This window comes from Actinokineospora sp. NPDC004072, assembly GCF_053604195.1.
In genome coordinates this window covers 128,143-152,648 of record NZ_JBSGHB010000011.1, presented here as the reverse complement: position 1 = coordinate 152,648, position 24,506 = coordinate 128,143, and the positions used below count along the sequence as shown (strand labels likewise).

The 24,506-nt window shown below is 74.0% G+C and carries 22 protein-coding genes; 11 read left to right on the top strand and 11 right to left on the bottom strand.

Features of this window, described 5'->3' with window-relative positions:
- Positions 1-80: 80 nt before the first annotated feature.
- Positions 81-1,631, top strand: coding sequence for a glutamine-hydrolyzing GMP synthase (gene guaA / locus ACWEPX_RS18795; RefSeq protein WP_451898474.1), 1,551 nt, complete (start codon positions 81-83; stop codon positions 1,629-1,631).
- Positions 1,632-1,696: 65 nt separating this feature from the next.
- Here the strand turns inward: guaA and ACWEPX_RS18790 are convergent, their stop codons facing one another.
- Positions 1,697-1,897: a hypothetical protein gene (locus ACWEPX_RS18790; RefSeq protein WP_451898473.1), complete on the bottom strand. Its 201-nt coding sequence runs from the start codon at positions 1,895-1,897 to the stop codon at positions 1,697-1,699.
- The gene (locus ACWEPX_RS18785; protein WP_451898472.1) at positions 1,890-3,164 is read right to left on the bottom strand and encodes a PspC domain-containing protein; all 1,275 of its coding nucleotides are present in this window, start codon (positions 3,162-3,164) and stop codon (positions 1,890-1,892) included. Before ACWEPX_RS18785 ends, ACWEPX_RS18790 begins: the two co-directional genes overlap by 8 nt.
- A gap of 1 nt (position 3,165) precedes the next feature.
- Here ACWEPX_RS18785 and ACWEPX_RS18780 point away from each other — a divergent pair, with 1 nt between their 5' ends.
- Complete coding sequence (locus ACWEPX_RS18780; protein ID WP_451898471.1) at positions 3,166-4,536, top strand: ATP-binding protein; 1,371 nt, start codon at positions 3,166-3,168, stop codon at positions 4,534-4,536.
- Positions 4,533-5,183 (top strand): response regulator, encoded by a 651-nt coding sequence (locus tag ACWEPX_RS18775; RefSeq protein WP_451898470.1) that lies wholly within the window; start codon positions 4,533-4,535, stop codon positions 5,181-5,183. Before ACWEPX_RS18780 ends, ACWEPX_RS18775 begins: the two co-directional genes overlap by 4 nt.
- Here ACWEPX_RS18775 and ACWEPX_RS18770 read toward each other — a convergent pair.
- The gene (locus ACWEPX_RS18770; RefSeq protein WP_451898469.1) at positions 5,134-6,030 is read right to left on the bottom strand and encodes a DMT family transporter; all 897 of its coding nucleotides are present in this window, start codon (positions 6,028-6,030) and stop codon (positions 5,134-5,136) included. The two genes, ACWEPX_RS18775 and ACWEPX_RS18770, sit on opposite strands and share 50 nt — an antisense overlap.
- 112 nt (positions 6,031-6,142) lie before the next feature.
- Between ACWEPX_RS18770 and ACWEPX_RS18765 the strand changes: the two genes are divergently transcribed.
- On the top strand, positions 6,143-7,039 hold the full coding sequence (locus tag ACWEPX_RS18765) for a LysR family transcriptional regulator (RefSeq protein ID WP_451898468.1): 897 nt from the start codon (positions 6,143-6,145) through the stop codon (positions 7,037-7,039).
- Here the strand turns inward: ACWEPX_RS18765 and ACWEPX_RS18760 are convergent.
- From ACWEPX_RS18760 to ACWEPX_RS18730, 7 genes are all read right to left on the bottom strand, one after another.
- On the bottom strand, positions 7,036-8,655 hold the full coding sequence (locus ACWEPX_RS18760) for a serine/threonine-protein kinase (RefSeq protein ID WP_451898467.1): 1,620 nt from the start codon (positions 8,653-8,655) through the stop codon (positions 7,036-7,038). The genes ACWEPX_RS18765 and ACWEPX_RS18760 overlap by 4 nt on opposite strands.
- A gap of 10 nt (positions 8,656-8,665) precedes the next feature.
- Positions 8,666-10,033: a serine/threonine-protein kinase gene (locus ACWEPX_RS18755; RefSeq protein ID WP_451898466.1), complete on the bottom strand. Its 1,368-nt coding sequence runs from the start codon at positions 10,031-10,033 to the stop codon at positions 8,666-8,668.
- A gap of 242 nt (positions 10,034-10,275) precedes the next feature.
- The gene (locus tag ACWEPX_RS18750) at positions 10,276-11,055 is read right to left on the bottom strand and encodes a hypothetical protein (protein WP_451898465.1); all 780 of its coding nucleotides are present in this window, start codon (positions 11,053-11,055) and stop codon (positions 10,276-10,278) included.
- Between the two features lie 233 nt (positions 11,056-11,288).
- Positions 11,289-12,179 (bottom strand): hypothetical protein, encoded by an 891-nt coding sequence (locus ACWEPX_RS18745; protein ID WP_451898464.1) that lies wholly within the window; start codon positions 12,177-12,179, stop codon positions 11,289-11,291.
- Between the two features lie 19 nt (positions 12,180-12,198).
- A complete protein-coding gene (locus tag ACWEPX_RS18740; protein ID WP_451898463.1) occupies positions 12,199-12,873 on the bottom strand; it encodes a PIG-L deacetylase family protein in 675 nt (224 codons plus the stop codon).
- A gap of 63 nt (positions 12,874-12,936) precedes the next feature.
- The gene (locus ACWEPX_RS18735; protein WP_451898462.1) at positions 12,937-13,242 is read right to left on the bottom strand and encodes a hypothetical protein; all 306 of its coding nucleotides are present in this window, start codon (positions 13,240-13,242) and stop codon (positions 12,937-12,939) included.
- A 109-nt stretch (positions 13,243-13,351) separates the two neighbouring features.
- Positions 13,352-13,651, bottom strand: coding sequence for a chorismate mutase (locus ACWEPX_RS18730; protein ID WP_451898461.1), 300 nt, complete (start codon positions 13,649-13,651; stop codon positions 13,352-13,354).
- A 240-nt stretch (positions 13,652-13,891) separates the two neighbouring features.
- On the opposite strand from ACWEPX_RS18730, the gene pcrA reads away from it, so the two are divergent.
- Positions 13,892-16,237: a DNA helicase PcrA gene (gene pcrA / locus ACWEPX_RS18725; RefSeq protein WP_451898460.1), complete on the top strand. Its 2,346-nt coding sequence runs from the start codon at positions 13,892-13,894 to the stop codon at positions 16,235-16,237.
- Positions 16,238-16,367: 130 nt separating this feature from the next.
- Here the strand turns inward: pcrA and ACWEPX_RS18720 are convergent, their stop codons facing one another.
- A complete protein-coding gene (locus ACWEPX_RS18720) occupies positions 16,368-17,051 on the bottom strand; it encodes a M23 family metallopeptidase (RefSeq protein ID WP_451898459.1) in 684 nt (227 codons plus the stop codon).
- Between the two features lie 923 nt (positions 17,052-17,974).
- Between ACWEPX_RS18720 and ACWEPX_RS18715 the strand changes: the two genes are divergently transcribed.
- The 6 genes from ACWEPX_RS18715 to ACWEPX_RS18690 all read left to right on the top strand — a co-directional run bounded on the left by ACWEPX_RS18715 (position 17,975) and on the right by ACWEPX_RS18690 (position 24,465).
- Positions 17,975-19,705: a hypothetical protein gene (locus tag ACWEPX_RS18715; RefSeq protein WP_451898458.1), complete on the top strand. Its 1,731-nt coding sequence runs from the start codon at positions 17,975-17,977 to the stop codon at positions 19,703-19,705.
- Positions 19,702-19,962 (top strand): hypothetical protein, encoded by a 261-nt coding sequence (locus ACWEPX_RS18710; RefSeq protein WP_451898457.1) that lies wholly within the window; start codon positions 19,702-19,704, stop codon positions 19,960-19,962. Before ACWEPX_RS18715 ends, ACWEPX_RS18710 begins: the two co-directional genes overlap by 4 nt.
- Before the next feature lie 100 nt (positions 19,963-20,062).
- Positions 20,063-21,232, top strand: a complete 1,170-nt coding sequence (sucC, locus tag ACWEPX_RS18705) for an ADP-forming succinate--CoA ligase subunit beta (protein WP_451898456.1) — start codon at positions 20,063-20,065, stop codon at positions 21,230-21,232.
- Between the two features lie 2 nt (positions 21,233-21,234).
- Positions 21,235-22,122 (top strand): succinate--CoA ligase subunit alpha, encoded by an 888-nt coding sequence (gene sucD / locus ACWEPX_RS18700; protein WP_451898455.1) that lies wholly within the window; start codon positions 21,235-21,237, stop codon positions 22,120-22,122.
- Positions 22,123-22,284: 162 nt separating this feature from the next.
- On the top strand, positions 22,285-22,956 hold the full coding sequence (locus ACWEPX_RS18695; RefSeq protein WP_451898454.1) for a DUF5336 domain-containing protein: 672 nt from the start codon (positions 22,285-22,287) through the stop codon (positions 22,954-22,956).
- A gap of 99 nt (positions 22,957-23,055) precedes the next feature.
- Positions 23,056-24,465, top strand: a complete 1,410-nt coding sequence (locus ACWEPX_RS18690) for a cell division protein PerM (RefSeq protein ID WP_451898453.1) — start codon at positions 23,056-23,058, stop codon at positions 24,463-24,465.
- Positions 24,466-24,506 lie beyond the last annotated feature (41 nt).

The following is a 24,506-nucleotide window of genomic DNA, read 5'->3' as shown; positions in this document are numbered from 1 at the left end:
CAGGGAGGGACCGGTCGGCACGCAGCAGGCCGCTGCGTGCCGATTCGCGCACGCCCGGCCCGTACCGGAAGGTTGTGACCGTGGACCGTCCAGTCCTGGTTGTCGACTTCGGGGCGCAGTACGCCCAGCTCATCGCGCGCCGCGTCCGCGAGGCGCAGGTGTACTCCGAGGTCGTCCCGCACACCACGCCCGTGACCGAGCTGCTGGCCCGCGACCCCGCCGCGATCGTGCTCTCCGGCGGCCCGGCCAGCGTCTACGCCCCCGACGCCCCCGGGGTCGACCCGGCCCTGTTCGACGCGGGCGTGCCGGTGTTCGGCATCTGCTACGGCTTCCAGGCGATGGCCCAGGCCCTCGGCGGGGTCGTGGAGCGCACCGGCACCCGCGAGTACGGCCGCACCGACCTGGCCCCCGACGGCGGCGTGCTGCACGACGCGCTGCCCGGCCGCCACCCGGTGTGGATGAGCCACGGCGACGCGGTGACCAAGGCCCCGGACGGGTTCACCGTCACCGCGACCAGCCAGGGCGCGCCGGTCGCCGCGTTCGAGGACACCGCCCGCCGGTTCGCGGGCGTGCAGTACCACCCCGAGGTGGGGCACTCCCCGCACGGGCAGGAGGTGCTGCGCCGGTTCCTGCACGACGTGGCCGGGATCCGTCCGCAGTGGACCACCGCATCGATCGTCGACGAGCAGGTCGCCCGGATCAAGGCGCAGGTCGGCGACGGCAAGGCGATCTGCGGGCTCTCCGGCGGGGTGGACTCCGCGGTCGCGGCCGCGCTGGTCCAGCGCGCCATCGGCGACCGGCTGACCTGCGTGTTCGTCGACCACGGCCTGCTGCGCGCGGGCGAGCGCGCCCAGGTCGAGCGCGACTACGTCTCCGCGACCGGGGTCAAGCTGGTTACCGTCGACGCCCGCGAGCGGTTCCTGTCGGCGCTGGCCGGGGTGACCGACCCCGAGCAGAAGCGCAAGATCATCGGCCGGGAGTTCATCCGGGTCTTCGAGCAGGCCGAGCTGGACCTGCAGGCGCAGGCGGGCGGGGAGAAGTTCCGCTTCCTGGTGCAGGGCACCCTCTACCCCGACGTGGTGGAGTCCGGCGGCGGCGCGGGCACGGCCAACATCAAGAGCCACCACAACGTCGGCGGGCTGCCCGAGGACCTGGAGTTCGAGCTGGTCGAGCCGCTGCGCGCGCTGTTCAAGGACGAGGTGCGCCGGGTCGGGCTGGAGCTGGGCCTGCCGGAGACGATCGTGCACCGCCAGCCCTTCCCCGGCCCCGGCCTGGGCATCCGCATCGTCGGCGAGGTGACCGCCGAGCGGCTGGACACCCTGCGCGCCGCCGACGCCATCGTGCGCGAGGAGCTGACCGCCGCGGGCCTGGACCGCGACATCTGGCAGTGCCCGGTGGTGCTGCTGGCCGACGTCCGCAGCGTCGGGGTGCAGGGCGACGGGCGCACCTACGGCCACCCCGTCGTGCTGCGGCCGGTGTCCAGCGAGGACGCCATGACCGCCGACTGGACCCGGCTGCCCTACGACGTGCTGGAGCGCGTCTCCACCCGGATCACCAACGAGGTGGCGGAGGTCAACCGGGTCGTGCTGGACGTGACCAGCAAGCCGCCGGGCACGATCGAGTGGGAGTAGGCGAACGAAGCGGCGGCCGCCCAGCTCGGGCGGCCGCCGCTTCGCGGTGAGGGAGCGCGGGTCGTTCAGTCCCGCTTGCGGCGCGTGGACGCCGCCAGGAAGAGCAGCCCGGCCAGCACGGCGCCACCGGCGACGAGCCAGCGCAGGTCCAGCTCCGGCAGCCACATCTGGCCGTCGGTCAGCACGAAGGCCGAGGCGCCCATGGTGGCCAGGCCGCAGAGCATCGTCAGGAAATCGGGACGGCGGTGCTTGGTGCACTCAGCCACGGGTCACCTCCACGCTGCCCGGGCCGGTCGCCTCGGCGTGCAGCTCGATCTTGAGTCCACCCGGGCCGTCCGGGCCGTAGTCGGTCACGTCCAGCAGCGGGCCGGACCCGCCGCGGCTCTCGTGCAGGCAGCGCACGTCGCCGATGCCCGCCTCGCAGCGCACGGTCACGTCGGCGGTCTCGGGCACGATGACGGTGACGTCGCCCACGTCGACGGCGGCGCGCGTGGTCAGCGAGCCGGTCTGCTCGGCCAGCCCGGACAGGTCCACCTCGACCGAGCCGACGTTGCGCACGTACTCGGGCTGGACCTGGGCCAGCGAGGTCGGCCGCGCGGTCAGGTCGCCCATGCCGCCGCCCGCGAAGCCGTCCGGCCAGACCACGGTCATGGCGACGCCGATCGCCACCAGCGGCGCGGCCAGGCCGATCAGCCCGCGGCCGCCGCGGGTGAACGAGCCGAGGAACATGCCGAAGCCGAGGATGCCCAGCACCACGCCGATGACGTGCGGGGCGTTCACCCAGTCGCCGAGCGCGGGCTCGGCCAGCACCAGCCCGCCGACGGCCAGCAGCGCGACGCCGACGGTGACCAGGCCCGCCTTGGAGCGCTTGCCGGGCGCGGGCGGCTCGGCCGCGGGCTCGGGGTGGCTGGGTTCGGGCAGGTCCCAGGCGAAGGGGGCCGCGCCGAGCGGGTCCCACTCCGGCGGGGTCGTGCGCTGGTGCTGGTCCCCCAGCTCCGGCTGGGCGGCGGGCATGGGCGTCTCCGGGACGTAGGCGGGGTAGGCGGTCGTGGCAGTGGTGGCGGCGGTGTCCACCGGGGTCGGCTCGACGGGCTCGGGCACCTTGCCCAGGTGGGCGCGGCCGCGGTGCAGCGCGTACAGCAGCGCCGCGCAGGCCGCCAGGCCGAAGAAGCCGCCGAAGTCCTTGTCGAGGAACCAGAAGAACAGCCCGAGCAGCGCGATGCCGAGGCCGACGGTGAACGCCGCCGACGTGGCGCTGCGGCCCTTGCCCGCCAGCGCCTCCACCGGGGAGACCTCGTCGTCCTCCTCGGGCAGCAGCAGCCAGCCGAGCACGTAGAACACCAGCCCGGCGCCGCCGTAGAAGGTCAGGATGGCGAACAGCACGCGGGGGATCACCGGGTCGATGCCGTAGCGCTCGCCGATGCCCGCCGCGACGCCCGCGACCTTGCGGCCGCGCCGGGGACGCCGCGGGCGGGTCGCCCACATGTCCTTGACGGTGTCCTCCACCTGGGAGGACTTGGATGCTCCGCTCACGATGACGAGCATCGCCTGCCGGGCGGGCCCGGCGCATCGGGGAACGACCCTGACTTCGGGTTCAGGGTCGTTCCCCGATGTTGTGGCCACGCGCGCGTGTGAGCATGCTGGGGTGCAGACAGCCACGACCGAGCCGGAGGCCGAGATCGACCGCAGTTCGCCCACGTCGGTGGCGCTGCCCGGCGAGCACCGGTTGCAGCGGCGCCGGACCGGGCGCGCCCTGGGCGGGGTGGCGGGCGGGCTGTCCGACCACCTCGGCATGCCCGTGCTGTGGGTGCGCATGGCGTTCACCCTGGGCGCGGCGCTGGGCGGGGCCGGGGTGGTGGCCTACGGCCTGTTCTGGATCTTCGCCCCGCAGCAGCCAGCCGAGACCCCCACGCGCGAGGTCAGCGGCCGCGAGCGCCAGCAGGCGATCGGCCTGCTCGCCCTCGGCCTGGGCCTGACCATCGGCGCCTGGGGGCTCTCCAGCGCGGTCAACGGCTGGGTGGCGGGCGGCATCGGCGTCACCCTGGTCGGCGCGGCCCTGGTCTGGCGCGAGGCCGACCAGTCGCAGCGGCGCCGGGCCAAGGGCGCGGTGCTCGGCGGCGGCGGGCCGGCCGCGGTCATCCGGGTGCTCTCCGGCGCGGCGCTGGTCGCCGCGGGCATCGTGATCTTCCTGCTCACCAGCGTCGCGCTCGACCAGGTGCAGTTCACCCTGCTCGCGGTCGTCGCCGCGCTGGTCGGGGTGGCGCTGCTCACCGTGCCGTGGTGGCTGCGCCTGGTCCGCGACCTCGGCGAGGAGCGGCGGGCCCGCATCCGCACCGAGGAGCGCGCCGAGATCGCCGCGCACCTGCACGACTCGGTGCTGCAGACGCTGGCGCTGATCCAGAAGCAGGCCGAGTCCCCGCGCGAGGTGCTGCGGCTGGCCCGCGGCCAGGAGCGGCAGCTGCGGACCTGGCTCTACAGCCCGTCGGGCTACGGCAAGGTCGCCCAGGCCGAGGCGCTCTCGGAGGTGCTGGCCAGGGCGGCGGGGGAGGTGGAGGACACCTTCGCCATCAGCGTGCAGAGCGTCGTCGTGGGCGACTGCCAGCTCGACGAGGGCCTGCACTCGGTGGTGGCCGCGGCCCGGGAGGCGATGGTCAACGCGGCCAAGCACGCGGGCGTCGGCGAGGTGTCGGTGTACGCGGAGGTCGAGCCCGAGCAGGTCACGGTGTTCGTCCGCGACCGGGGCAAGGGCTTCGACCCGGACGCGGTCCCGGAGGATCGGCATGGCCTGGCGGACTCCATCCACGGCAGGATGGAGCGCAACGGCGGCCGAGTCCGGCTGCGCACCACGCCGGGCGAGGGCACCGAGGTCGAACTCCAGATGCCGCGTGCGAAGGTGACCACATGAGCGTTCGCGTGTTCCTCGTCGACGACCACAGCATGTTCCGCGCAGGCGTGCGCGCCGAACTCGACACCGTCGACGGCGAGATCGAGGTGGTCGGCGAGGCCGGGTCGGTGGGGGAGGCGGTCGCGGGCATCGGCCACCTCAAGCCCGACGTCGTGCTGCTGGACGTGCACATGCCCGACGGCGGCGGGGCCGAGGTCCTGCGCCAGGCGCGCACCAAGTTCCCCGAGGTGGTGTTCCTGGCCCTGTCGGTGTCCGACGCGGCCGAGGACGTCATCGCCGTCATCCGCGCGGGCGCCCGCGGCTACGTCACCAAGACGATCTCGGCGGCCGAGCTCGCCAAGGCCATCCTCCGCGTCGCCGAGGGCGACGCCGTCTTCTCCCCCCGCCTGGCGGGCTTCGTCCTCGACGCCTTCGCCGACCGCCCCGGCGCCGCCCCCATCAGCGACCCCGAGCTGGACCTGCTCACCCCGCGCGAACGCGACGTCCTGCGGCTGCTGGCCCGCGGGTACGCCTACAAGGAGATCGCCTCGGAGCTGTTCATCTCGGTCAAGACCGTGGAGACCCACGTCTCCAGCGTCCTTCGCAAGACCCAGCTCTCTAACCGGTACGAACTGTCCCGCTGGGCATCGGACCGACGGCTGGTGTGACCGGCGCCCGCCGCGGGATGCGGGTCATGGCGACGCCTGCGAGGACGACGAGCATGCCGATGATGATGCGGATGTTGAGGTCCTCGCCGAGGAAGGTCGCGCCCAGCAGGACGGAGACGACCGGGAGCAGGTAGCCCACGACGGAGGCGTTGGTGGGGCCCTCGTCGGCCAGCAGGCGGTAGAAGAGGGCGAAGGCGAAGCCGGTGCCGAAGACCCCGAGCATGGTGATGGCCAGGACCACCTGCCAGGTCAGCGCCACTGGGGTCAGCCCGCCCACGGGCAGGGCCAAGGCGACCAGCCAGGTCGCCGACAGCAGCTGGGTGGCCGACATGGCGATCGGGGCGACGCCGCGGTGCTTCATCGTGCGGTCGATGTAGGCGTAGGCGACCGCGTAGCTGATCGCGGCGGCGAGGATGACCAGGGCGCCCCAGCCCATCAGGGCGGCGTCCCACGGGGCGAAGATCAGCATGGTGCCGCCGAAGCCGAGCAGCAGGCCGACCACGCGCAGCCCGCCGAGTCCGCGGTCGGTTCCCAGCGCGAGCCCGATCACCAGCTGCCACAGCGGCGTGGTGGCGTTGATGACGCCCGCGACGCCGGAGTCGACCGTCTGCTGCCCGATGGCGAACAGCGTGAACGGCAGGGCGTTGGCGAACACCGCGGCCACCGTCATGTGCCCCCACGCCCGCCAGTCCTTCGGCAGCCGCTTGCGGGCGGCGTAGCACAGCCCGACGAGCACCGTCGCGCCCAGCGCGCAGCGCGCCACCGAGATCTGCACCGGGCTCAGCCCGGTCAGCGCGATCTCGATCCACAGAAAGCTCGATCCCCACATCAGGGCCAGCAGGCCCATCCGGATGAGGGTTCCCCGTCCGCCAACCATCGTTCCTCCCGGCGCACACGCTGCCCCCGCAGTCCGCTCAGGACAAGTGAAAAGTGCTGGAGCGACGCTTAAGCTGGGCTACATGCTCGACGTCCGCCGCCTGCAGGTCCTGCGCGCCGTGGTGACCAGCGGGTCGGTGACCGCGGCCGCGACCAACCTCGGGTACACGCCGTCGGCGATCAGCCAGCAGATCGCCGCGCTGGAGAAGGAGGCGGGCATCGCCCTGCTGGAGCGGGTGGGCCGCGGGGTCCGGCCGACCCCGGCGGGGCTGCTGCTGACCGAGCACGCCGCGGTGATCGGCACCCGGCTGGCCGAGGCCGAGACCGCCTTGGCCGACCTGCGCGCTGGCGTCACCGGGCGCGTGGTCGTGCGGTACTTCACCACGGCCGGGGCGTCGCTGGTGCCGCCCGCGCTGGCCCGGCTGCGCCGCGAGCACCCGGGCGTGCGGGTGGACCTGAAGCTGATCGACCCGGAGGACCCGCTGATCGAGGTCGAGCGGGGCAACGCCGACGTGGCGATCTTCATCCACCGCTCCAGCAGGCTGGTCTCCCCGGGCGTGCACACCGAGCACCTGCTCGACGACCCGTACCAGGCCGTGCTGCCGCGCGGGCACCGGCTGGCGGGCAAGCGGGTGCTGGACCTGGCCGACCTCGCCGAGGAGCCGTGGGTGGGCAGCGAGTGGCCGCCCGGCCCGTGCCTGCGCATCCTGCTCGACGCCTGCGCCGCCGCGGGCTTCAGCCCCGACGTCGTGGTGGAGAGCGAGGACTACACCTCCGCGCAGGGCTTCGTCGCCGCCGGGCTCGGCGTCACCGTGATCCCGCGGATGGGCCTGGGCAGCAGGCACCCGGGGGTCGTCGTGCGCAGGCTGCGCAAGCCCGAGCCGGTGCGGGTGATCCACGCCGCCGTCCGGGAGTCCGCTTTGGACCGACCCGCGGTGCAGGGTCTGCTGCGGGCGCTGCGCGAGGCCGCCGCGGTCTAGCCGTCGCGGCCGAGGCTGCGGAAGCTGTCGATGCGCAGGACGCCGTTCTCGTCGGCGACGACGAGGAACTCGTAGTTCTCCGTCGAGTCGTCGCCTTCCTTGGGCTTGAACTTGATGCGCGCGGTGACCGTGCCCCTGGCGTTGGCGTTGATCCGGCTGATGTCGACCTCCTCGATCCGCTCGTAGAACGACCGGTACGCCTCGTACTCCCCGGAGAGCTGCCGGGCGTTGGGCGTGAGCAGGTTCCACGCCGCGTCGATGTTGTCCGGCAGCAGCGAGTAGTAGTCGCGGAGGAACTTCTCGTAGTCGCGCGGGGTCGGCTTCGGCTTGGTCGTCGTGGGCGGGGTGGTCGTGGTCGACGTGCGGGGCGGGGTGGTGGTGGTCGTGGTCGTCGCGGGGGGCTGCGCGCTGGTCGTGCTCACCGCGGCGGGCGGGTCGCTCGGCGAGCCCGCGGTCCCGTCGGCGCGCTTGTCGCTGTTCTTCACGATGAGGCTGGCGACCAGGATGCCGACCAGGGCCGCGGCCACGATGGCCAGGACGGTCAGCACGATCGAGCGCACGTCCCGCTCCGGCTTGCGCTGCGGGGGCGGCGGCGCGGTGCGGACGCCGCCCGGGGGCGTGCGCGGGCCCATCTGCCGCTGCGGCGGCCGCGGCGGCTCGCTGAACGGGTGCATGTCCAGCCGGGTGCCCGGCGGCGGGGTGGACGGCGGCGGCACCGGGGCGCCCAGCGGCCGGGCAGGCGGCTTCGGGTAGGGGTCGGTGAGCTGGTTGGCGACCGTCGCGGGGGGCAGCGCCTTGCCTGCGGCCACGGCGGCCAGCGCGTCGCGGGCGGCGCTCATGCTGGGCCGCTCGGCCGGGTTGGTGCGCAGCAGCTGCATGAGCAGCGCGGTCAGCGGCCCGGCCTGCTTCGGCGGGGTGATCTTGCCTGCGGCCACGGCGTAGAGCAGGGCCAGGGTGTTCTCGCTGAGCCCGAACGGCGAGTGCCCCTCGACGGCGGTGTAGAGGGTCGAGCCGAGGGAGAACACGTCCGACGAGGGCGCGGGCGTCTCGCCCTTGGCCACCTCCGGCGCCAGGTAGGCCGGGGTGCCCGCGAGCATGCCGGTGGCGGTGACGGTGATGTCGCCGGTCGCCCGGGAGATGCCGAAGTCGGTGATCTTGACCGTGCCGTCCTCGCCGAGCAGGACGTTGGCGGGCTTGATGTCGCGGTGCACGATCCCGGCGGCGTGCGCGGCGACCAGGGCCGCGGCCACCTGCGACCCGATGCGCGCGGCCTCGGCAGGCGGGATCGTCTCCCGCTCGGAGAGCACCGCGGCCAGGCTCCGCGACGGCAGGTACTCCATGATCAGCCACGGCTGGCCGTCGTGCTCGGCCACGTCGTAGACGGTGATCGCGTTGGGGTGGGAGAGGCGGGCGGCGATGCGGCCCTCGCGCATCGCGCGCTGCCTGGCCTCCTCGGCCTGCTCGGCGCTCAGCCCGGGCTGGGACAGCAGCTGCTTGACCGCGACCGTGCGGTGCAGGCGCTCGTCGTGGGCCTGCCAGACCACGCCCATCGCCCCGCTGCCGATCTTGCTCAGCAGCCGGTAGCGGCCCGCGACCAGGGTCTGCTCGCTCGACATCGACGCTCCGTTAGTTGGTGCCGGGCTTCTGTGGGACCGCGGAAGAGGTGGCCGGGGCCTGCGACGTCGGCGTGGTCGGGTCGGTCGGCTCGGGCTCGGTGGTCGTCGGCTCGGTGTCGCTGGTGGTCGGATCGGTGGTCGTGGTGGGCTCCGTGGTCGGGGGAGCCGTCGTGGTCGTGGTCGTCGGCTCCGGCGTGGTGGTCCGGGCGACCGTAGTGGGTGGCGCGCCGGCCTCCGACGTCACCTCCGTGGTCGTCACGGCCTCGCTGGTCGTGGCCACGGGCTCGGTCGGCTTGTCGTTGGTGCCGTTGGCGGGCTCGTGCTCGTTGCCCAGCAGCAGCCACGCGCCGATCGCGATGACGACCGCGACGCCCGCGCTGGCGAACATCAGCGGCCGGTGCGACTTGGTGGGCGGCGGTGCGACGGGGCGGCCCCGCCCGGTGGTGCCCAGCGCGCGCACGCTCGTCCCGGTGCCCGCGGGGGCGGCCACCAGCCGGGTCGCCTCGTCGGCGGGGGCGACCGGGGCCACCAGCGCCGTGGGGGGCAGCTCGGGCTCCTCGCCGCGGGCCACCGCGGCCAGCATCTCCCGCACCCGCACCGCGCTCGGCCGGGCCTCGGGCTCGGCGGCCAGCAGCGCGGTCAGCACCGGGGTCAGCGCCCCGGACCGCTGCGGCGGGTTGATCTTCCCGGCGGCCACGGCGTGCAGCAGGCCCAGGGTGTTCTCGGTCAGCCCGAACGGCGGCTCGCCCTCGATCGCGGCGTAGAGCGTCGAGCCGAGGGAGTAGACGTCGGAGGCGGGCGAGGGGTCGCGCCCGACCGCGACCTCCGGCGACAGGTACGCGGGCGTGCCCGCGATCAGGCCGGTCTTGGTGACCGTCACGTCGTCGGTGGCCCGGGAGATGCCGAAGTCGGTGATCTTCACCGAGCCGTCGTGGCCGAGCAGGATGTTGCCGGGCTTGACGTCGCGGTGCACGATGCCCGCGGCGTGCGCGGCGGCCAGGGCGGCGGCGATCTGCTGGCCGATGCGGGCCACCTCGGCCACCGGCAGCGTCCCGCGCTCGGCCAGCTCGGCGGCCAGGCTGACCGAGGGCAGGTACTCCATCACCAGCCACGGGGTGCCGTCGGCGTCGACGACGTCGAAGACCCCGATGGCGTTCGGGTGGTGCAGCTTGGCGGCGATGCGGCCCTCGCGCAGGCAGCGCGCCACCGCCTCCTCGGCCTCGTCGGCGGGCAGCAGCGGGGACAGGATGAGCTGCTTGATGGCGACCTCGCGGTTGAGGCGCTCGTCCACGCCCCGCCAGACCACGCCCATCGCGCCGTTGCCGATGCGCTCAGCCAGCCGGTAGCGCCCGGCGACCAGCCGGCCCTCGTCGCTCATCCGACCGGAACCTCCCTCGCCCGCGTGCTCCGTGCACGGGCTGCTCGTTCGTGGCGTCCTGGATCCGCTGGGCGCGTGGTCGGCGCCCCTCATCGGCGACATGGGGCCCAGGCCGACCTATCCAGGCTAGGCGTTCACGCAGCGCTGTTGAACGCAGTCCCAGATCGCCGAGGCCGCTTCCGTGGCCGTCACATGCTGTCACAATCCGGTCGGATGGGTCGCCCGATCGCGTGATTGCCTGGTCAGCCGACCTGCGCGGACAGGAGCGTGACGCCCGCGATCCGGCGCGGTGTGCTTTCGGTCACTCGGAACAGCTGGCGCACCCACAGGGTCTGCCCGGTGGCCAAGAGCATCCGCACGTCGGCGAGCACGCCCTCGCCGGTGGACTCGATGTCGACCACCCGCACGTCGGTGACCGCGGACCAGGCGTTGAGGAACTGGCCGAGGTCGGCGCCGAACTCCGCGGCGGAGAGCAGGCCGAAGGCGTTGCCCGGGTCGCTGCGCACCAGCCGGTAGTACTCGGCGACGAGCTCGTCGTCGGACATGCCCGCGGTGGAGACCGGGCGGCTGCTCCCGTCGGCCGGGGTGGTGCCCTGGTCGCCGGTCGGTTCGGGCGGCCCGGCGACGATCGCGGTGGAGGCCGCCGTGGTGGGCGGGGCGGCCGGGGCGGGCGGCAGCGCGGACCCGGCCGCGGTGAGGTCGTCGGGCAGCAGCGCCCGGCGGCCGGTGATCGGCCCGGCCGCGTCCGCGCCGACGGCGCCGCCGCGCTCGCGGGCGACCATCGCCGCGGTGCCGACCGTGCCGCACAGCGTCATCGCGGCCAGGGCGAGGCCGACCAGCTTGGCCGCGCGCATCCCGCGCGACGGCGGGTCGGCCGCGGGCACGGCGGACAGCTCGGCGGTGGGCGCGTCGGCGTGCCGCGGCTGGGCGCGCGGGAAGCGCCTGCCCGCCCGGTCGATGATCTCGGTGGCGCGGACGGCCCCCGAGCGCACCCGGCGCCTGCCGGAACCCGGTCGTTCCACTGCCTTCGTCCTTCGTCCGCCGTCCACTACGGGGCCACTCGTACCGTGCTCCGCGCCCTCACACCACCCTTTCTCGGCTCTTCACCCGATAGAGGCGAGAGGGTGCGCACAAATATCACACGAATGGAGTAATAGTGACACAGGGCACATCACTTTCCCGGGGCCGACCAGACGATCGGGGTAGGTGAAACCCCGTAGCCGGTTGACCCGCTCTACCCGGACGGCGCAGCGGCTCATGCGGCCGCGCTGTCCGCGCTGATCTTGGGATCGGCGCCGTAGGTGAAGGTCAGCTCGCGCTCCATCGTGGAGACCGTGCCGTCCTCGTGGACCACCACCAGCTCCGATCGGGTCGTCGCCCGGTTCGCGTCGATGGTCATGCTCTTGACCTCCACCCGCTCGATGCCCGCGTACCGGCGCTCGATCGACTCCGGCCCCTCCTGGTGCAGCGGTCCCGCCGTCATCGCGTACGCCGCCCCCGGGTCCTCGGTGACCTGCCGGTAGTACGCCTCGGTCTGGTCGCCCAGCGCCTCGACGTCGGTGGTCGGGCCGACCAGCACCGGGGTGGACAGCGTGATCCGGATCGGCCGGGTCGGCGCGGGGGCGGGCGCGGTGCTCGGGACCGGGGCGGGCTCGGCCAGCGTCGTGGGGTGGGGCGCGGGCCGGGCGGTGGTGGTCGTCGTCCGCCGCGGGGTCGTGGTCGGCGGCGCGGACCGCGGCGTCGGGTCGGCCGCGGTGGTGGCGGTCGGCCCGGCCTCCAGGTACGGCTGCGGCACCGTCGGCAGGCCCGGCAGGGCGTCCACCACGTCCGGCCGCCGCGGGGCGGTGACCAGGGACGCAGCGGCGTACATCAGCCCGAGCAGGACCAGCGCCGAGGAGGTCACCGCGAACCAGGCCGCCCGCCGGGTGCTGCGCGGCGGGGTCACCGAGGCCGGGATGCTGCCCAGGTTGAACTTGGCCAACCCGGCGACGGGCAGCTCGGGGAACTGGTCGACCACCGGGATGAGGTCGGTGTCGGCGTCGGCGAAGCCGTGCGCGGCCCGGGCGCGGCGCTGCCGCGGGCTCGGCGTCCAGGCCAGGGGGCTGCGCCCCCGTCGGTGCCTGCCGGTGTCGTGCCCCCCTGCCATGCGTTGCGACTCCCTCATCTCAGCTGGTGTCGACTACCTGGAACTCCTCGGCCTGCCCCGCGATGCCGTGGCGGGCGGCGACCGCGGAGAAGTGCGCGCGGAGCTGGTCGGCGAACGCGGGGTCGCCGCCGGTCTGGCTGGCGTGGCTGCGCAGGGCGGCGAGCTTGCGGTCGAAGTGCGCGGTGACGTCCACGGCGCGGTTGCGCAGCCGGGCGGGCGCGTCGGCCAGCCACAGCTCGCGCACGGTCCACGGCTGCAGGCCCTCGGCCAGCAGCTCGGGGTGGGCGTGCGGGTTGCGCGCGTCGGGGTAGACCGCGGCGAAGGCGGCCTCGCCCATCGCCCGGTGGTCGGGGTGGGCGGTGACGACCTGGTCCCAGTTGATCTCCGGGCTCCAGGTGAGCACCCGGTCCGGCCGGAACCGGCGGATGACCCGGGTGATGTCGCGGCGCAGGTCCAGCGACGCGGTCAGCCGCCCGTCCGGGTAGCCGAGGAAGACGACCTCGGCCACCCCGACCTCGGCGGCGGCGGCGCGCTGCTCGGCCTCGCGGACCGCGGCCGGGTGCGCCCCCGCCTCGCCGGAGGTGCCGACGCAGTAGGCCACCTCGACGCCCGCGGACGTCCAGGCCGCGATGGTCCCCGCGGCGCCGAAGTCGACGTCGTCGGGGTGGGCGAAGACCGCGAGAGCCCGGCTCATTCCGGAAAGCCTAGGTCGTCGCGCAGAGTTCCGGCGGCGGCCTCGGCGTCACCTGGACGGGTGTCAGCGGCCGATCTGGTAGCGCTGCTGGGCCGCGACCTGCGCCGATCCGGCGATCGCCGCCGACCCGGCGGCCAGCAGGATCGCCAGGACGTCGGCGAAGCCCGCGCCCGAGGAGATCAGCCCGGCCAGCAGCGCGCCCGCCGCGGTGGCGCCCGCCACCGGCAGCCGGGCCCGCACGTCGCGGGCGACCTGCTCGCCCGCGGCGCCCTTCTTCTTCGCCGCCGCGTGCAGCAGCCCCAGGTATGCCGCGTGGCCGACGGTCACGACCAGCGCCACGATGACCACGATCAGCGCGATGAGTCCCATGATCCCAGTGTGCCCCACGTGCGCCGATCCGGTATGCGGGGAATTCCCTGATTCCGCGCGCCCGACCACCGCGGACGCCGGGCGCGCCCGCCGCGGTCGGGAAGGGGCGCTAGCGGCCGAGCTTGCCCCGGCCCAGGTCGAGCAGGGCCATGGCCAGCGTCCGGCCCGCCGGGCCGAGCTCGCGGTAGCGGGCCAGCACGTCCATCTCCCGGTTGACCACGATCCGCGGGCCACCGGCGGCCATCCGGGCCGCGCCGATGCGCTGGGAGACCTCCGCCCGGCGCTTCACCAGGCGCAGGATCTCCCGGTCCAGCTCGTCGATCTCCTTGCGCAGCTCGGCGACCTCGGCGGGTTGCGGCAGCTCGACGCTCTTCTCCGGCGACTTCGGTTCCTGGGACACGGTGCTCATCATCGTCCTCTGCGGGGTGTCTGTGGAGACCCGGCCCCGGCGCGAACGAAGCCCCGGGGTCCGAGGACTCCGGGGCTTCGTCGGGTTCGCGGTGCCTACGCCAACACGGGAGCCGGAGTCCGGATCCCGTAGAAAAACTCGAAGTGGCGCGACACGCCGCCGATTCTGGCACACCGACCGCCGCCGGGTCGAGCCGGGATCTTCGCGATCGTCGCCGGGCCCGGGTACCGTGACCGGCAAATGGAAGCGCTATTCGACCTCCCCGGATCCTCGCCTGCGCCGCGCCCGGGCGCGCACGGCCTCGACGACCTCAACCCCCAGCAGCGCAGGGCCGTCGAGCACGCAGGCACCCCGCTGCTGGTGGTGGCGGGCGCGGGCTCGGGCAAGACCAGGGTGCTCACCCGCCGCATCGCCCACCTGCTGGCCGAGCGGCACGTGCACCCCGGCGAGATCATGGCGATCACGTTCACCAACAAGGCCGCCGCGGAGATGAAGGAGCGCGTGGTCGACCTGGTGGGCAGGCGCGCCAACGCGATGTGGGTCTCCACGTTCCACTCCATGTGCGTGCGCATCCTGCGCCGCGAGGCCAAGACGCTGGGCCTGACCTCGGGCTTCTCCATCTACGACGCCGACGACTCCCGGCGGCTGATCACCCTGGTCGCCCGCGACCTGGACCTCGACCCGAAGCGCTACTCGGCGCGGTCGCTGTCGGTGCACCTGTCGAACCTCAAGAACGAGCTGGTCGACGCCGAGACCGCCACCGCGAACGCCGCCAACGACCTGGAGCGGCGCGTCGCCGAGGTCTACACCGAGTACCAGCGGCGGCTGGCGCAGGCCAACGCGATGGACTTCGACGACCTGATCATGCGCACGGTCGAGATGCTCCAGCTGTTCCCGGACGTCGCCGAGTACTACCACCGCCGCTTCCGGCACATCCTGGTCGACGAGTACCAGGACACCAACCACGCCCAGTACGTGCTGGTGCGCGAGCTGGTCGGCAAGGGCACCGGCGACCTGCCGCCAGCGGAGCTGTGCGTCGTCGGCGACGCCGACCAGTCCATCTACGCCTTCCGCGGCGCGACGATCCGCAACATCGTCGAGTTCGAGCGGGACTATCCCAACGCGACGACGGTGATGCTGGAGCAGAACTACCGCTCCACCCAGACCATCCTCGACGCGGCCAACGCCGTCATCTCCCGCAACCCCAACCGCCGCGACAAGCGCCTGTGGACCGCGCTGGGCAAGGGCGACAAGATCGTCGGCTACGTCGGCGACAACGAGCACGACGAGGCCGCGTTCGTCGCCCACGAGATCGACCGGCTGGTCGACGCGGGCGAGGCGAACAACAACGACATCGCGGTCTTCTACCGCACCAACAACCAGTCCCGGGTGTTCGAGGAGATCTTCATCCGGCTGGGCCTGCCCTACCGGGTGGTCGGCGGCGTGCGGTTCTACGAGCGCCGCGAGGTCCGCGACATGCTGGCCTACCTGCGCGTGCTGGCCAACCCCGAGGACACCGTCTCGCTGCGGCGCATCCTCAACGTCCCCAAGCGGGGGATCGGCGACCGCGCCGAGGCGTGCGTGTCCACCCACGCCGAGCGCGAGCGCATCTCCTTCGCCGCGGCCCTGCGCGACGCGGCCGAGGGGAAGGTGGCCCTGCTCAACCCGCGCTCGCAGCGGGCCATCGCCGGGTTCGTCGAGATGGTCGACGGCCTGCGCCGCTTCGTCGACGACGGCCAGGACGTCGCCGAGGTCCTGGACGCGGTGCTGGAGCAGACCGGCTACCGGGCCGAGCTGGAGGCCAGCGACGACCCGCAGGACGGCACCCGGCTGGAGAACCTGACCGAGCTGGTGACCGTGGCCCGGGAGTTCGCCGAGGGCCCCGGGGTCGTCCCCGACGACGCCCCGCCGGACACCGCCCCGGTCGCGCTGCCGGAGCCCGGCTCGCTCGCGGCGTTCCTGGAGCGGGTGTCCCTGGTCGCCGACGCCGACTCCATCCCCGACGGGGACGAGGAGTCCAGCGGCGTGGTCACGCTGATGACCCTGCACACCGCCAAGGGCCTGGAGTACCCGGTCGTGTTCTGCACCGGCTGGGAGGACGGGGTCTTCCCGCACCTGCGCGCCCTCAGCGACCCGGTCGAGCTGGCCGAGGAGCGGCGGCTGGCGTACGTGGGCATCACCCGCGCGCGGCAGAAGCTGTACCTGTCCAGGGCGATCGTGCGCGCGGCCTGGGGCCAGCCGATGAGCAACCCCGCGTCGCGGTTCTTCGCCGAGATCCCGGCCGAGCTGATCGACTGGCGCCGCACCGGCCCCGAGCGCGCCGCCCCGACCCGCGCGACGACCTGGGCGGGCCGCTCCGGCGGCGGTCTGGGGGCGACGAGCAGGCCCGCGCCCACGGCCCGCTGGAAGGACACCCCGGCGCTGTCGCTGGACGTCGGCGACCGGGTGAACCACGACAAGTACGGATTGGGCACGGTGGTCGCCACCGACGGCGCCGGTCCACGCGCGACGGCCACAATCGACTTCGGCTCGGCGGGCACGATCCGGCTCATGCTGATCGGCAGCGTGCCGCTGGTGAAGCTCTAGAACGCACGTTCGAGAATTGTCGGTCCCCTGCGGTTGACTCCCTGTCGTCCGTCGACAAGGGGGTAACCGTGGACCGAGACGACCGCGAATGGGCGGCAGGCGATCGCGAGTGGGGCGATCGGGAATGGGCCTAGTAGCCGATGCCGTGGCGGTTCAACCAGGACGACGGGTTCATCTTGTAGCCGCCGTCCCAGATCTCGAAGTGCAGGTGCGGTCCGGTGGACTGGCCGCGGTTGCCCATGTGGGCGATCAGCTCGCCCGCCTTGACCCGCTGGCCTTCCTGGACGACGTAGTCGTTGATGTGCCCGTAGACGCCGATCGTGCCGTCGTCGTGCTGCACGCGCAGCCACAGGCCGAACCCGCTGGCCGGGCCCGCCTCGATGACCCGCCCGTCGGCCACCGACACGATCGGGGTGCCGACGCGGTTGGCGATGTCGATGCCGTAGTGGGTGCGGCCCCAGCGGGCGCCGAACCCGGAGGTGAAGGTGCCGGTCGTCGGCCGGACGTACTTGGGCCGCGCGGCCTCGCGCTTGCGCGCCTCCTCGGCGGCGAGCCGCTCCTCCTTCTCCTGCACGACGCGCTCGGTCGCGGCCATCTTCTCGGCCTCGATGGCGCCGTCGGAGCTCGCGGCCAGGGCCAGCAGCTCGGGGGACCCGACGTTGTCCCCGCCCATGCCCATCGCGGCGGCAGCGCCACCGGGGTTGGCCAGCGGCATGATCTCGTCGGCGCCTGCGGCGTGCTCGCCCACCGCCCCTTGCAGCGTCTGGCCTGCCGCCGCGGCGGCGAAGGCCCCGACGGCAACCGCCGCGACCACCACCCGCCCACGCAACGCCGACGACGGCGGAGCGATCCGGTGGACCCCGCGACCGCGGGTACTCCTCGTGCGTTCCAGCGCCTGTTCGTCGACAGCGAACTCGAGTTCACCGCCGGACGAGCGATGTCGGGACAAAACCTGGCCTTCCGCCTTCGGGGAGCCAGATCGCGTCCGCCGAGACCCGCGGGGGACGGGCCTAGCTTCGGCGGGGGCTTTCCCGGGCGGGGGACCCGGTGCGGACGGCCTCCCGGGGGAGGGTTGCCGTCCAGCCCTAACCGTGATCTGACCGTGACAACGGACGCGGGGACAGTAACGGGGAGATACCGAGCGGGGCAACAGCTCCCACCTGAATCCCTCCAGCCCCACCTGACCCCCAAGGTCATGTCCAGCGAGAACTACACAAAGTTAAGGTGAACTCACGTCTTTAGTGTGACGTGCCTCTCGTTTCAAGCGGCCATTCGAGTGGCACCACACCCCCTTGCTCAACCCTCCCCAGCACCCCCCAAGCAGGACTTGCCTGCCATCCCGTCGACCTGGCGCAGCCTTACCACACCCCAGGTGGGGGTGCGGCCCTCAACGAACCAGGAACTTGCAGGTCAGGGTCCGCCAAGGACCCTGACCGCGAAAACGCAAGCTCCGCACCCCCACCTGGGGTGTGGTAACCCTCCGGGAGGTCGACGGGATGGCAGGCAAGTCCGGCCACCATCCCGGAGACCTGCCCGCCCGGCGAGGGCGCTTTTCACCCAGAGCAACGCCGCGCAGCGGCGAGCCGCCCGCGCCCACCCCCCGCGGGGTGGCCGGGCCAGCCGGAGCTGGCGCGAGCCAATCGAGCCGATCGCGCCGACCGAGGCAATCGAGCCAACCGCGCCCCAAAGCGTGGCAAACCCTCCATCACCCCACCCCCCTTGCTAGCGTTGCCCGCGATGACTGCCCGGACCCGACCCCAGCTGGACCGCCACCCCAGCCCCCACCCAGTCGAGCAGATCACCTGGGCAGACGTCCCCACCCGCCTCAAAGCCGCCCTCGTGACGGCCGCCGCGGCCGCCCTCCTCTCCGCGGCCGCCCCCGTGGTCGGCATCCTCACCCCGCCGCCCGGCTTCTCCGCGACCCCGCTGCTGGTCCTCCTGGCCCTCCTCCCCGCCGCCGCGGCGGTCGCGTTCACCGCTGCCCGCAAGCCGGTCACCGCCGCCGCGGTCCTCACCGCAGCGGCCCTGCTGGCTCCCGGGCGCGCCCTCGTGGACCTCCAGCTGGCCGTGGACGCCCTGCGCGCCGCCCGCCCGGAGATCTTCGTCCCGACCTCGCTGGCCCCCCTCCAGCCGCAGCCCGGCCTCTGGCTGCTCATCGCGGGCCACGTCCTCGCCGCCGCGGCCGGGGTGCTCGCGGCCGCCAGGGCGGGGGCCGAGCCGGGCTCCCCCTACGCCGCGGAGCTGGACGACCCCGACCGCACGACCCGGGCGCGGGCGGTCTTCACCCGCGTCGCCCTCCTCGCGGGCACCGCGACCGCCGTGGGTCTGCTGCTGGTCCCGTTCACCTCCGATGACGCCTTCGTGCTGGCGCTGGGCATGGTCGACGCGCCCGCCCCGGCGCGGTTCGGGCTGCTGGCCCTGGCCGTGGGCGCCGCGGGGGCGGCCGTGGTCGCGGGCAACGCGGCGAGCCTGCCCGTCGCGCGCGGGATGGCCGTCGGGCTGCTCGCCGCCGTCGCCGGGGTCACCGTGCCGCAGATCGCGGCCGGGCTGCTCGTCGACCGCCTGCACCCGGCCTCCGGCCCGTACCTGGCCCTCGCCGCGGCGGCCGCCCTCGCCGCGGCGATCTGGACGGTCGACCCGGCGGCCAGCGCCAAGGACGCCGACGTCCGGCTCGACCTGCGCGCACTGCACCGGGTCGCGGGCGGACTGGGCGTGCTGACCGCGGCCGCCGCGCTGCTCGCGGGCACCAGCGACCTGATCGTCGCCCACGGCATCGACACCCCGCCCGCCTACGCGAGCAGGCTGTTCGTCCCCGTCGCCATCGCCGTGCTGCTGCTGTCGCTGCCGATGTTCGCGCCCGGCCCGGCCGCGGCGACCCGGCCCGCCTTCATCGTCGTGCTCGCGGGCGTCGCGCTCGCCGGGGCGGGCAGCCTGGACGCGGCCTTCACCGCGACCGGGGCCAGCGGCGCGGTCGCCATCGGCCCGGGCGTCTGGTTCGCCGGGGCGGCGCTGCTGCTCGGCTGCGCCGCGGCGACCACCGCGGCCATCGCGGGCGGGGCCGAGCGCGACGACGTCGACCTCACCGAGCGCGGCTACCACCTCCCGCTGGCCGCTCCGGCCGCCGTCGGCGCGCTGCTGGCCGTCGGCGCGTTCGGCCTGCCCGTCCTCACCGCCCCGGACCTGGTCGCCCCCGGCATCTGGACGCAGTTCCGGTTCGCGTCCTGGGGCCTGCTGATCGCCCTGCTGGCCGTGCTCGCCGCCGCCGCGCTGGCCCCGGCCGCGCGCCCGCCGCGGGCCGCGGCCCTGCTGCTCGGCGCGGCCGCCCTGGTCGGCGTCCGGGCGCTGGAGTACCCGCTGACCGCCGCCCGCGCCGCCGACGGCCGCCCCGGCCAGGGCCTGTGGCTGGCGCTCGCGGCGACCCTCGCGCTGGTCGTGGCCGCCGCCGCGGCCGTGGGCGGTCGCCGGTGATCAGGGTCGTGCTCGTCGGGGACCTGCCCGCGCTGGCCAGGCAGCTGCGGGACCGCGGCGTCGAAGTCGTCTACACAGGACCGCTGGACCCGGGGACCGCCGCCGCCGTCGCCGTCCAGGAGGACCCCGACGCGGTGGCCGTGGACGGTTCCCCCGAAGCGGTGAAAGCCTTGGTCGACGACCTCCCCGTGGTGGCCGCCGCGGACGTCCTGGCCTGGGTGGACACGGCCGGTGACCGATCTCACCACGGCAGGTGAGCTACCTCACCGGGTGCGAAGTGTCAACCGAAAACGCTGGTCGCTAGGGTCTTGACGTCCGACAGCAATCGTGTCGACACCGTAGTCAGGAGACTGTCGCGTGGACCTGTACGAGTACCAGGCGAAGGACCTCTTCGCCGCCCACGACGTCCCGGTCCTGCCGGGCGACGTGGCCGACACCCCCGAGAAAGCCCGCGAGATCGCGGCGCGGCTCGGCCAGACCGTCGTCGTCAAGGCGCAGGTCAAGACCGGTGGCCGCGGCAAGGCCGGCGGCGTGAAGCTGGCCGACACCCCCGACGACGCGCAGACCAAGGCCGAGGCCATCCTCGGCCTGGACATCAAGGGCCACGTCACGCGGCGCGTGCTGGTGACCCCAGCCTCCGACATCGCCGAGGAGTACTACTTCTCGTTCCTGCTCGACCGGGCCAACCGCACCTTCCTGGCGATGGCCTCCGCCGAGGGCGGCATGGACATCGAGCAGCTGGCCGTGGAGCGCCCCGAGGCGCTGGCCAAGGTCCCGGTGGACGCGATCGCCGGTGTCGACATCGAGAAGGCGCGCGAGATCGCCGCCGCCGCCAAGATCCCCGCCGCGGTCGCCGAGAAGGCCGCCGAGGTCATCGTCAAGCTGTGGGACACCTTCGTCGGCGAGGACGCGACGCTGGTCGAGGTGAACCCGCTGGTCCGCGACCCGCAGGACAACATCATCGCCCTGGACGGCAAGGTCACCCTCGACGGCAACGCCGACTTCCGCCACCCCGGCCACGCCGCCCTGGTGGACAAGGACGCGGAGAACCCGCTGGAGGCCGCCGCCAAGGAGAAGGACCTCAACTACGTCAAGCTCGACGGCGAGGTCGGCATCATCGGCAACGGCGCTGGCCTGGTCATGTCCACCCTGGACGTGGTCGCCTACGCCGGGGAGAAGCACGGCGGGGTCAAGCCCGCCAACTTCCTCGACATCGGCGGCGGCGCGTCGGCCGAGGTCATGGCCAACGGCCTGCACATCATCCTGGGCGACGCCGACGTCAAGTCGGTCTTCGTCAACGTCTTCGGCGGCATCACCGCCTGCGACGCGGTCGCCACCGGCATCGTCAAGGCGCTGGAGATCCTCGGCGACGAGGCCACCAAGCCGCTGGTCGTGCGGCTGGACGGCAACAACGTCGACGAGGGTCGGCGCATCCTGGCCGAGGCCAACCACCCGCTGGTGACCGTGGTCGACACGATGGACAACGCGGCCGACAAGGCCGCCGAGCTCGCGGCCGCGGGGGTCTGACAATGGCTATCTTCCTCACCGAGACCAGCAAGGTCATCGTCCAGGGCATGACCGGCTCCGAGGGCACCAAGCACACCTCGCGGATGCTCAAGTCCGGCACCCAGATCGTCGGCGGCGTGAACCCGCGCAAGGCGGGCACCACCGCCGACATCGACGGCACCTCGCTGCCGGTGTTCGGCAGCGTCGCCGAGGCGATGGCCGAGACCGGCGCGGACGTGACCGTGATCTTCGTGCCGCCGAAGTTCGCCAAGGACGCCGTCATCGAGGCGATCGACGCGGGCATCGGCCTGGCCGTGGTCATCACCGAGGGCATCCCGGTGCACGACACCGCCTACTTCTGGGCGCACGCGGTCGCCACCGGCAACAAGACCCGGATCATCGGCCCCAACTGCCCCGGCCTGATCAGCCCCGGCAAGTCGAACGCGGGCATCATCCCCGCCGACATCACCGGCCCCGGCAAGATCGGCCTGGTGTCGAAGTCCGGCACGCTGACCTACCAGATGATGTACGAGCTGCGCGACATCGGCTTCTCCTCCGCGGTCGGCATCGGCGGTGACCCGATCATCGGGACGACCCACATCGACGCGCTCGCCGCGTTCGAGGCCGACCCGGAGACCGAGCTGATCGTGATGATCGGCGAGATCGGCGGCGACGCCGAGGAGCGGGCCGCGGCCTACATCAAGGAGAACGTGACCAAGCCGGTCGTCGGCTACGTCGCGGGCTTCACCGCCCCCGAGGGCAAGACGATGGGCCACGCGGGCGCCATCGTCTCCGGCTCGGCGGGCACCGCCCAGGCCAAGAAGGAGGCCCTGGAGGCCGCCGGGGTCCGGGTCGGCAAGACGCCGTCGGAGACCGCGGCCATCGCCCGCGAGCTGTTCGCGGCCAAGTAGTGCGAAGACCAGGTGAAAGGCCCGCTGCCCGGGTGGTGGCGGGCCTTTCCCGTCGTATGCTGCTGGGAACCAGCGCGTGCCGGTGACCATCGAACCGGCCGGATGAGCTAGCGTTCGCGCGAGGCTCGGCGTAACTGAAGGCCCAAGCGAGGAGAGCACGCGATGTCCTACCCAGGCGGAGCACCGGGCGGCTACCCGGGCCCCGGGCAGCAGCCCACCCCGGCCTACGGCCCGCCCCCCTCGGCAGGCCCGAAGTTCACCGTCGCGCAGATGCTGCATCTGGGCGTCGCCGGTCTCGGCGCGCTGAACTTCTTCCTCGGCTTCGCCCCGGCCGGTCCGGGCGCGAACTACTTCGAGATCGCCTCGGTGCTGCCCGCGCTGTTCCTGATCGCGGGCGTGCTCTCCCTGCAGGTCGTCCTGCCGGGCGACGCGAAGAAGCCCGGGCTGCTGCCGCCCGCGGCCGCCGTCGCCGCCGCGCTGACGGTCCTGTTCGGCCTCTTCGGCGGCCTCGACGGCACCGGCGCGATCCTGCTGCTGATCTTCGGCCTGGTCCAGGCCGCGGCCGCGGTGGCCGCCTTCCTCATGGACCAGGGCATCGTCAAGCCCCCGGCGCCGCAGCACCACGTGCCCTACGCCCAGCCCGGCGGCTACAACCCCCCGTCCGGGCAGTTCGGCCAGCAGCCGATGCCCGGCCAGCCGCAGCCGCAGCAGCCCGGCCAGTTCGGCCAGCCGCCGGTGTCCAACCAGCAGACCACCTTCGCGCCGCAGCAGGGCCAGTTCGGCCAGCAGGCCCCCGGCACGCCGCCGGGCGGGTACCCGCAGCAGCAGCCGTAGACCACCGCAGCGAATGGGCGGCGCCGGGCTCCGGCGCCGCCCATTCGCGCGTCGGCGCGCCTGCCCCGTTCGGAGCAACCCGGGTGCCACAGTGGACGCATGGCGCTGCTGGATGAGGCCCGCCCGCAGGCCGTGCGGGCCCGGACGCTGCTGATCGCGGCCGCGGCGCCGCTGCTCGCCGGGTACACCGCGATAGCCGCGCTGTTCGCCGTGGTCACCGCGGTGGCGCCGCGGGCGTCGCTGAGCGTCGACGGCGTGCTGGCCGCGGCCCTGCCCGGCTGGCTGGCCGCCCACCAGGTGCCGCTGGTCATCGCCGACCGGGCGCTGGGCGCGCTGCCGCTGCTGCCCTCGCTGCTGCTGGCGCTGCTCGTCGGGCGCACCACCGCGGCCGTGGCCCGGCGCGTAGACGCCCGGGGTCCGCGCGAGACGGGCTGGATCGCGGGCGCGGTGGTGCTCGCGCACGCCGTGGCCGGGCTGCTGGCCGCGCTGCTGGTCGCCGACCCGCTGCGGGTCGACCCGCTGGCGGGCTTCTACTACCCGGCCCTGCTCAGCGGCGCCGCGTGCGTGGTCGCGCTGGCCCGGCGCTCGGACCTGATCACCGGCCTGGGCGCGCGGGTCGACCCGCTGGCCGTGCGCGGGCTGCGGGCGGGCCTGCTCGCCTGCGCCGCGCTGGCCGCCGTCGGGGCCGCGGTGGTCGTGCTGGGGCTGGTGACGGGCTTCGACCGGGTCGCATCGCAGTTCACCGGCGGGTTCGGGGCGGCGCTCGGGCAGTTCCTGCTGTCGCTGGGGTACCTGCCGAACGCCGTGCTGGCCGGGCTCGGGTTCGCCGCAGGCCCGGGGTTCGGGATCGGGTCGGTGTCGGTGGGCCCCCTGGGCTTCCACGGCGGCGCGGTCCCCGGGGTGCCGCTGCTGGGCGCGCTGCCCGCCGGGCCGCAGGTGTGGTGGCCCGCGCTGCTCGCCCTCCCGCTGGCGGTCGGGCTGCTGGTGGGCTGGGTGCTGCGCGCGGCCGACGAGTCGGCGGTGGCGCGGTTGCGGGCGGTGGCCGTGGCCGCGGTCGTGGCCGCCGCGGCGACCGCCGTGCTCGCGGGCTCGGCGGGCGGGGCCCTCGGCGGCGGGCCGTTCGACCCGCTGGACCTGCGCGCGGCGGCGCTGTCGCTGGCCGTGGTCGCCTGGGTCGGGGTCCCCGCCGCGCTGGTGGCCTGGTTCGCCGGGCCGCACCCGGCCGCCGCCGGGCTCATCGGCCCGGACGACGACGGCGACGAGACCCCGGAGGGCGACCAGCCCGAAGCCGCCGATGACGAGCCCGGCGACGACCAGCCGGACGGCGACCAGCGGAACGATGACCAGCCGGACGATGACCAGCCGGACGGCGACGAACCTAACGGCGACGAACCGGACGGTGACGAGCCCTCGGCCGCGGAGCAGGCCGACGAGTCTGAAGAGGACGATGGCGGGGACGGGCAGCCTGCTGTGGCGGCGGACACCGACGCCGCCGACCAAGATCATTAACGGACGCCTTACGCTGGACGCACCCCGTTCCGGCGTCCGCA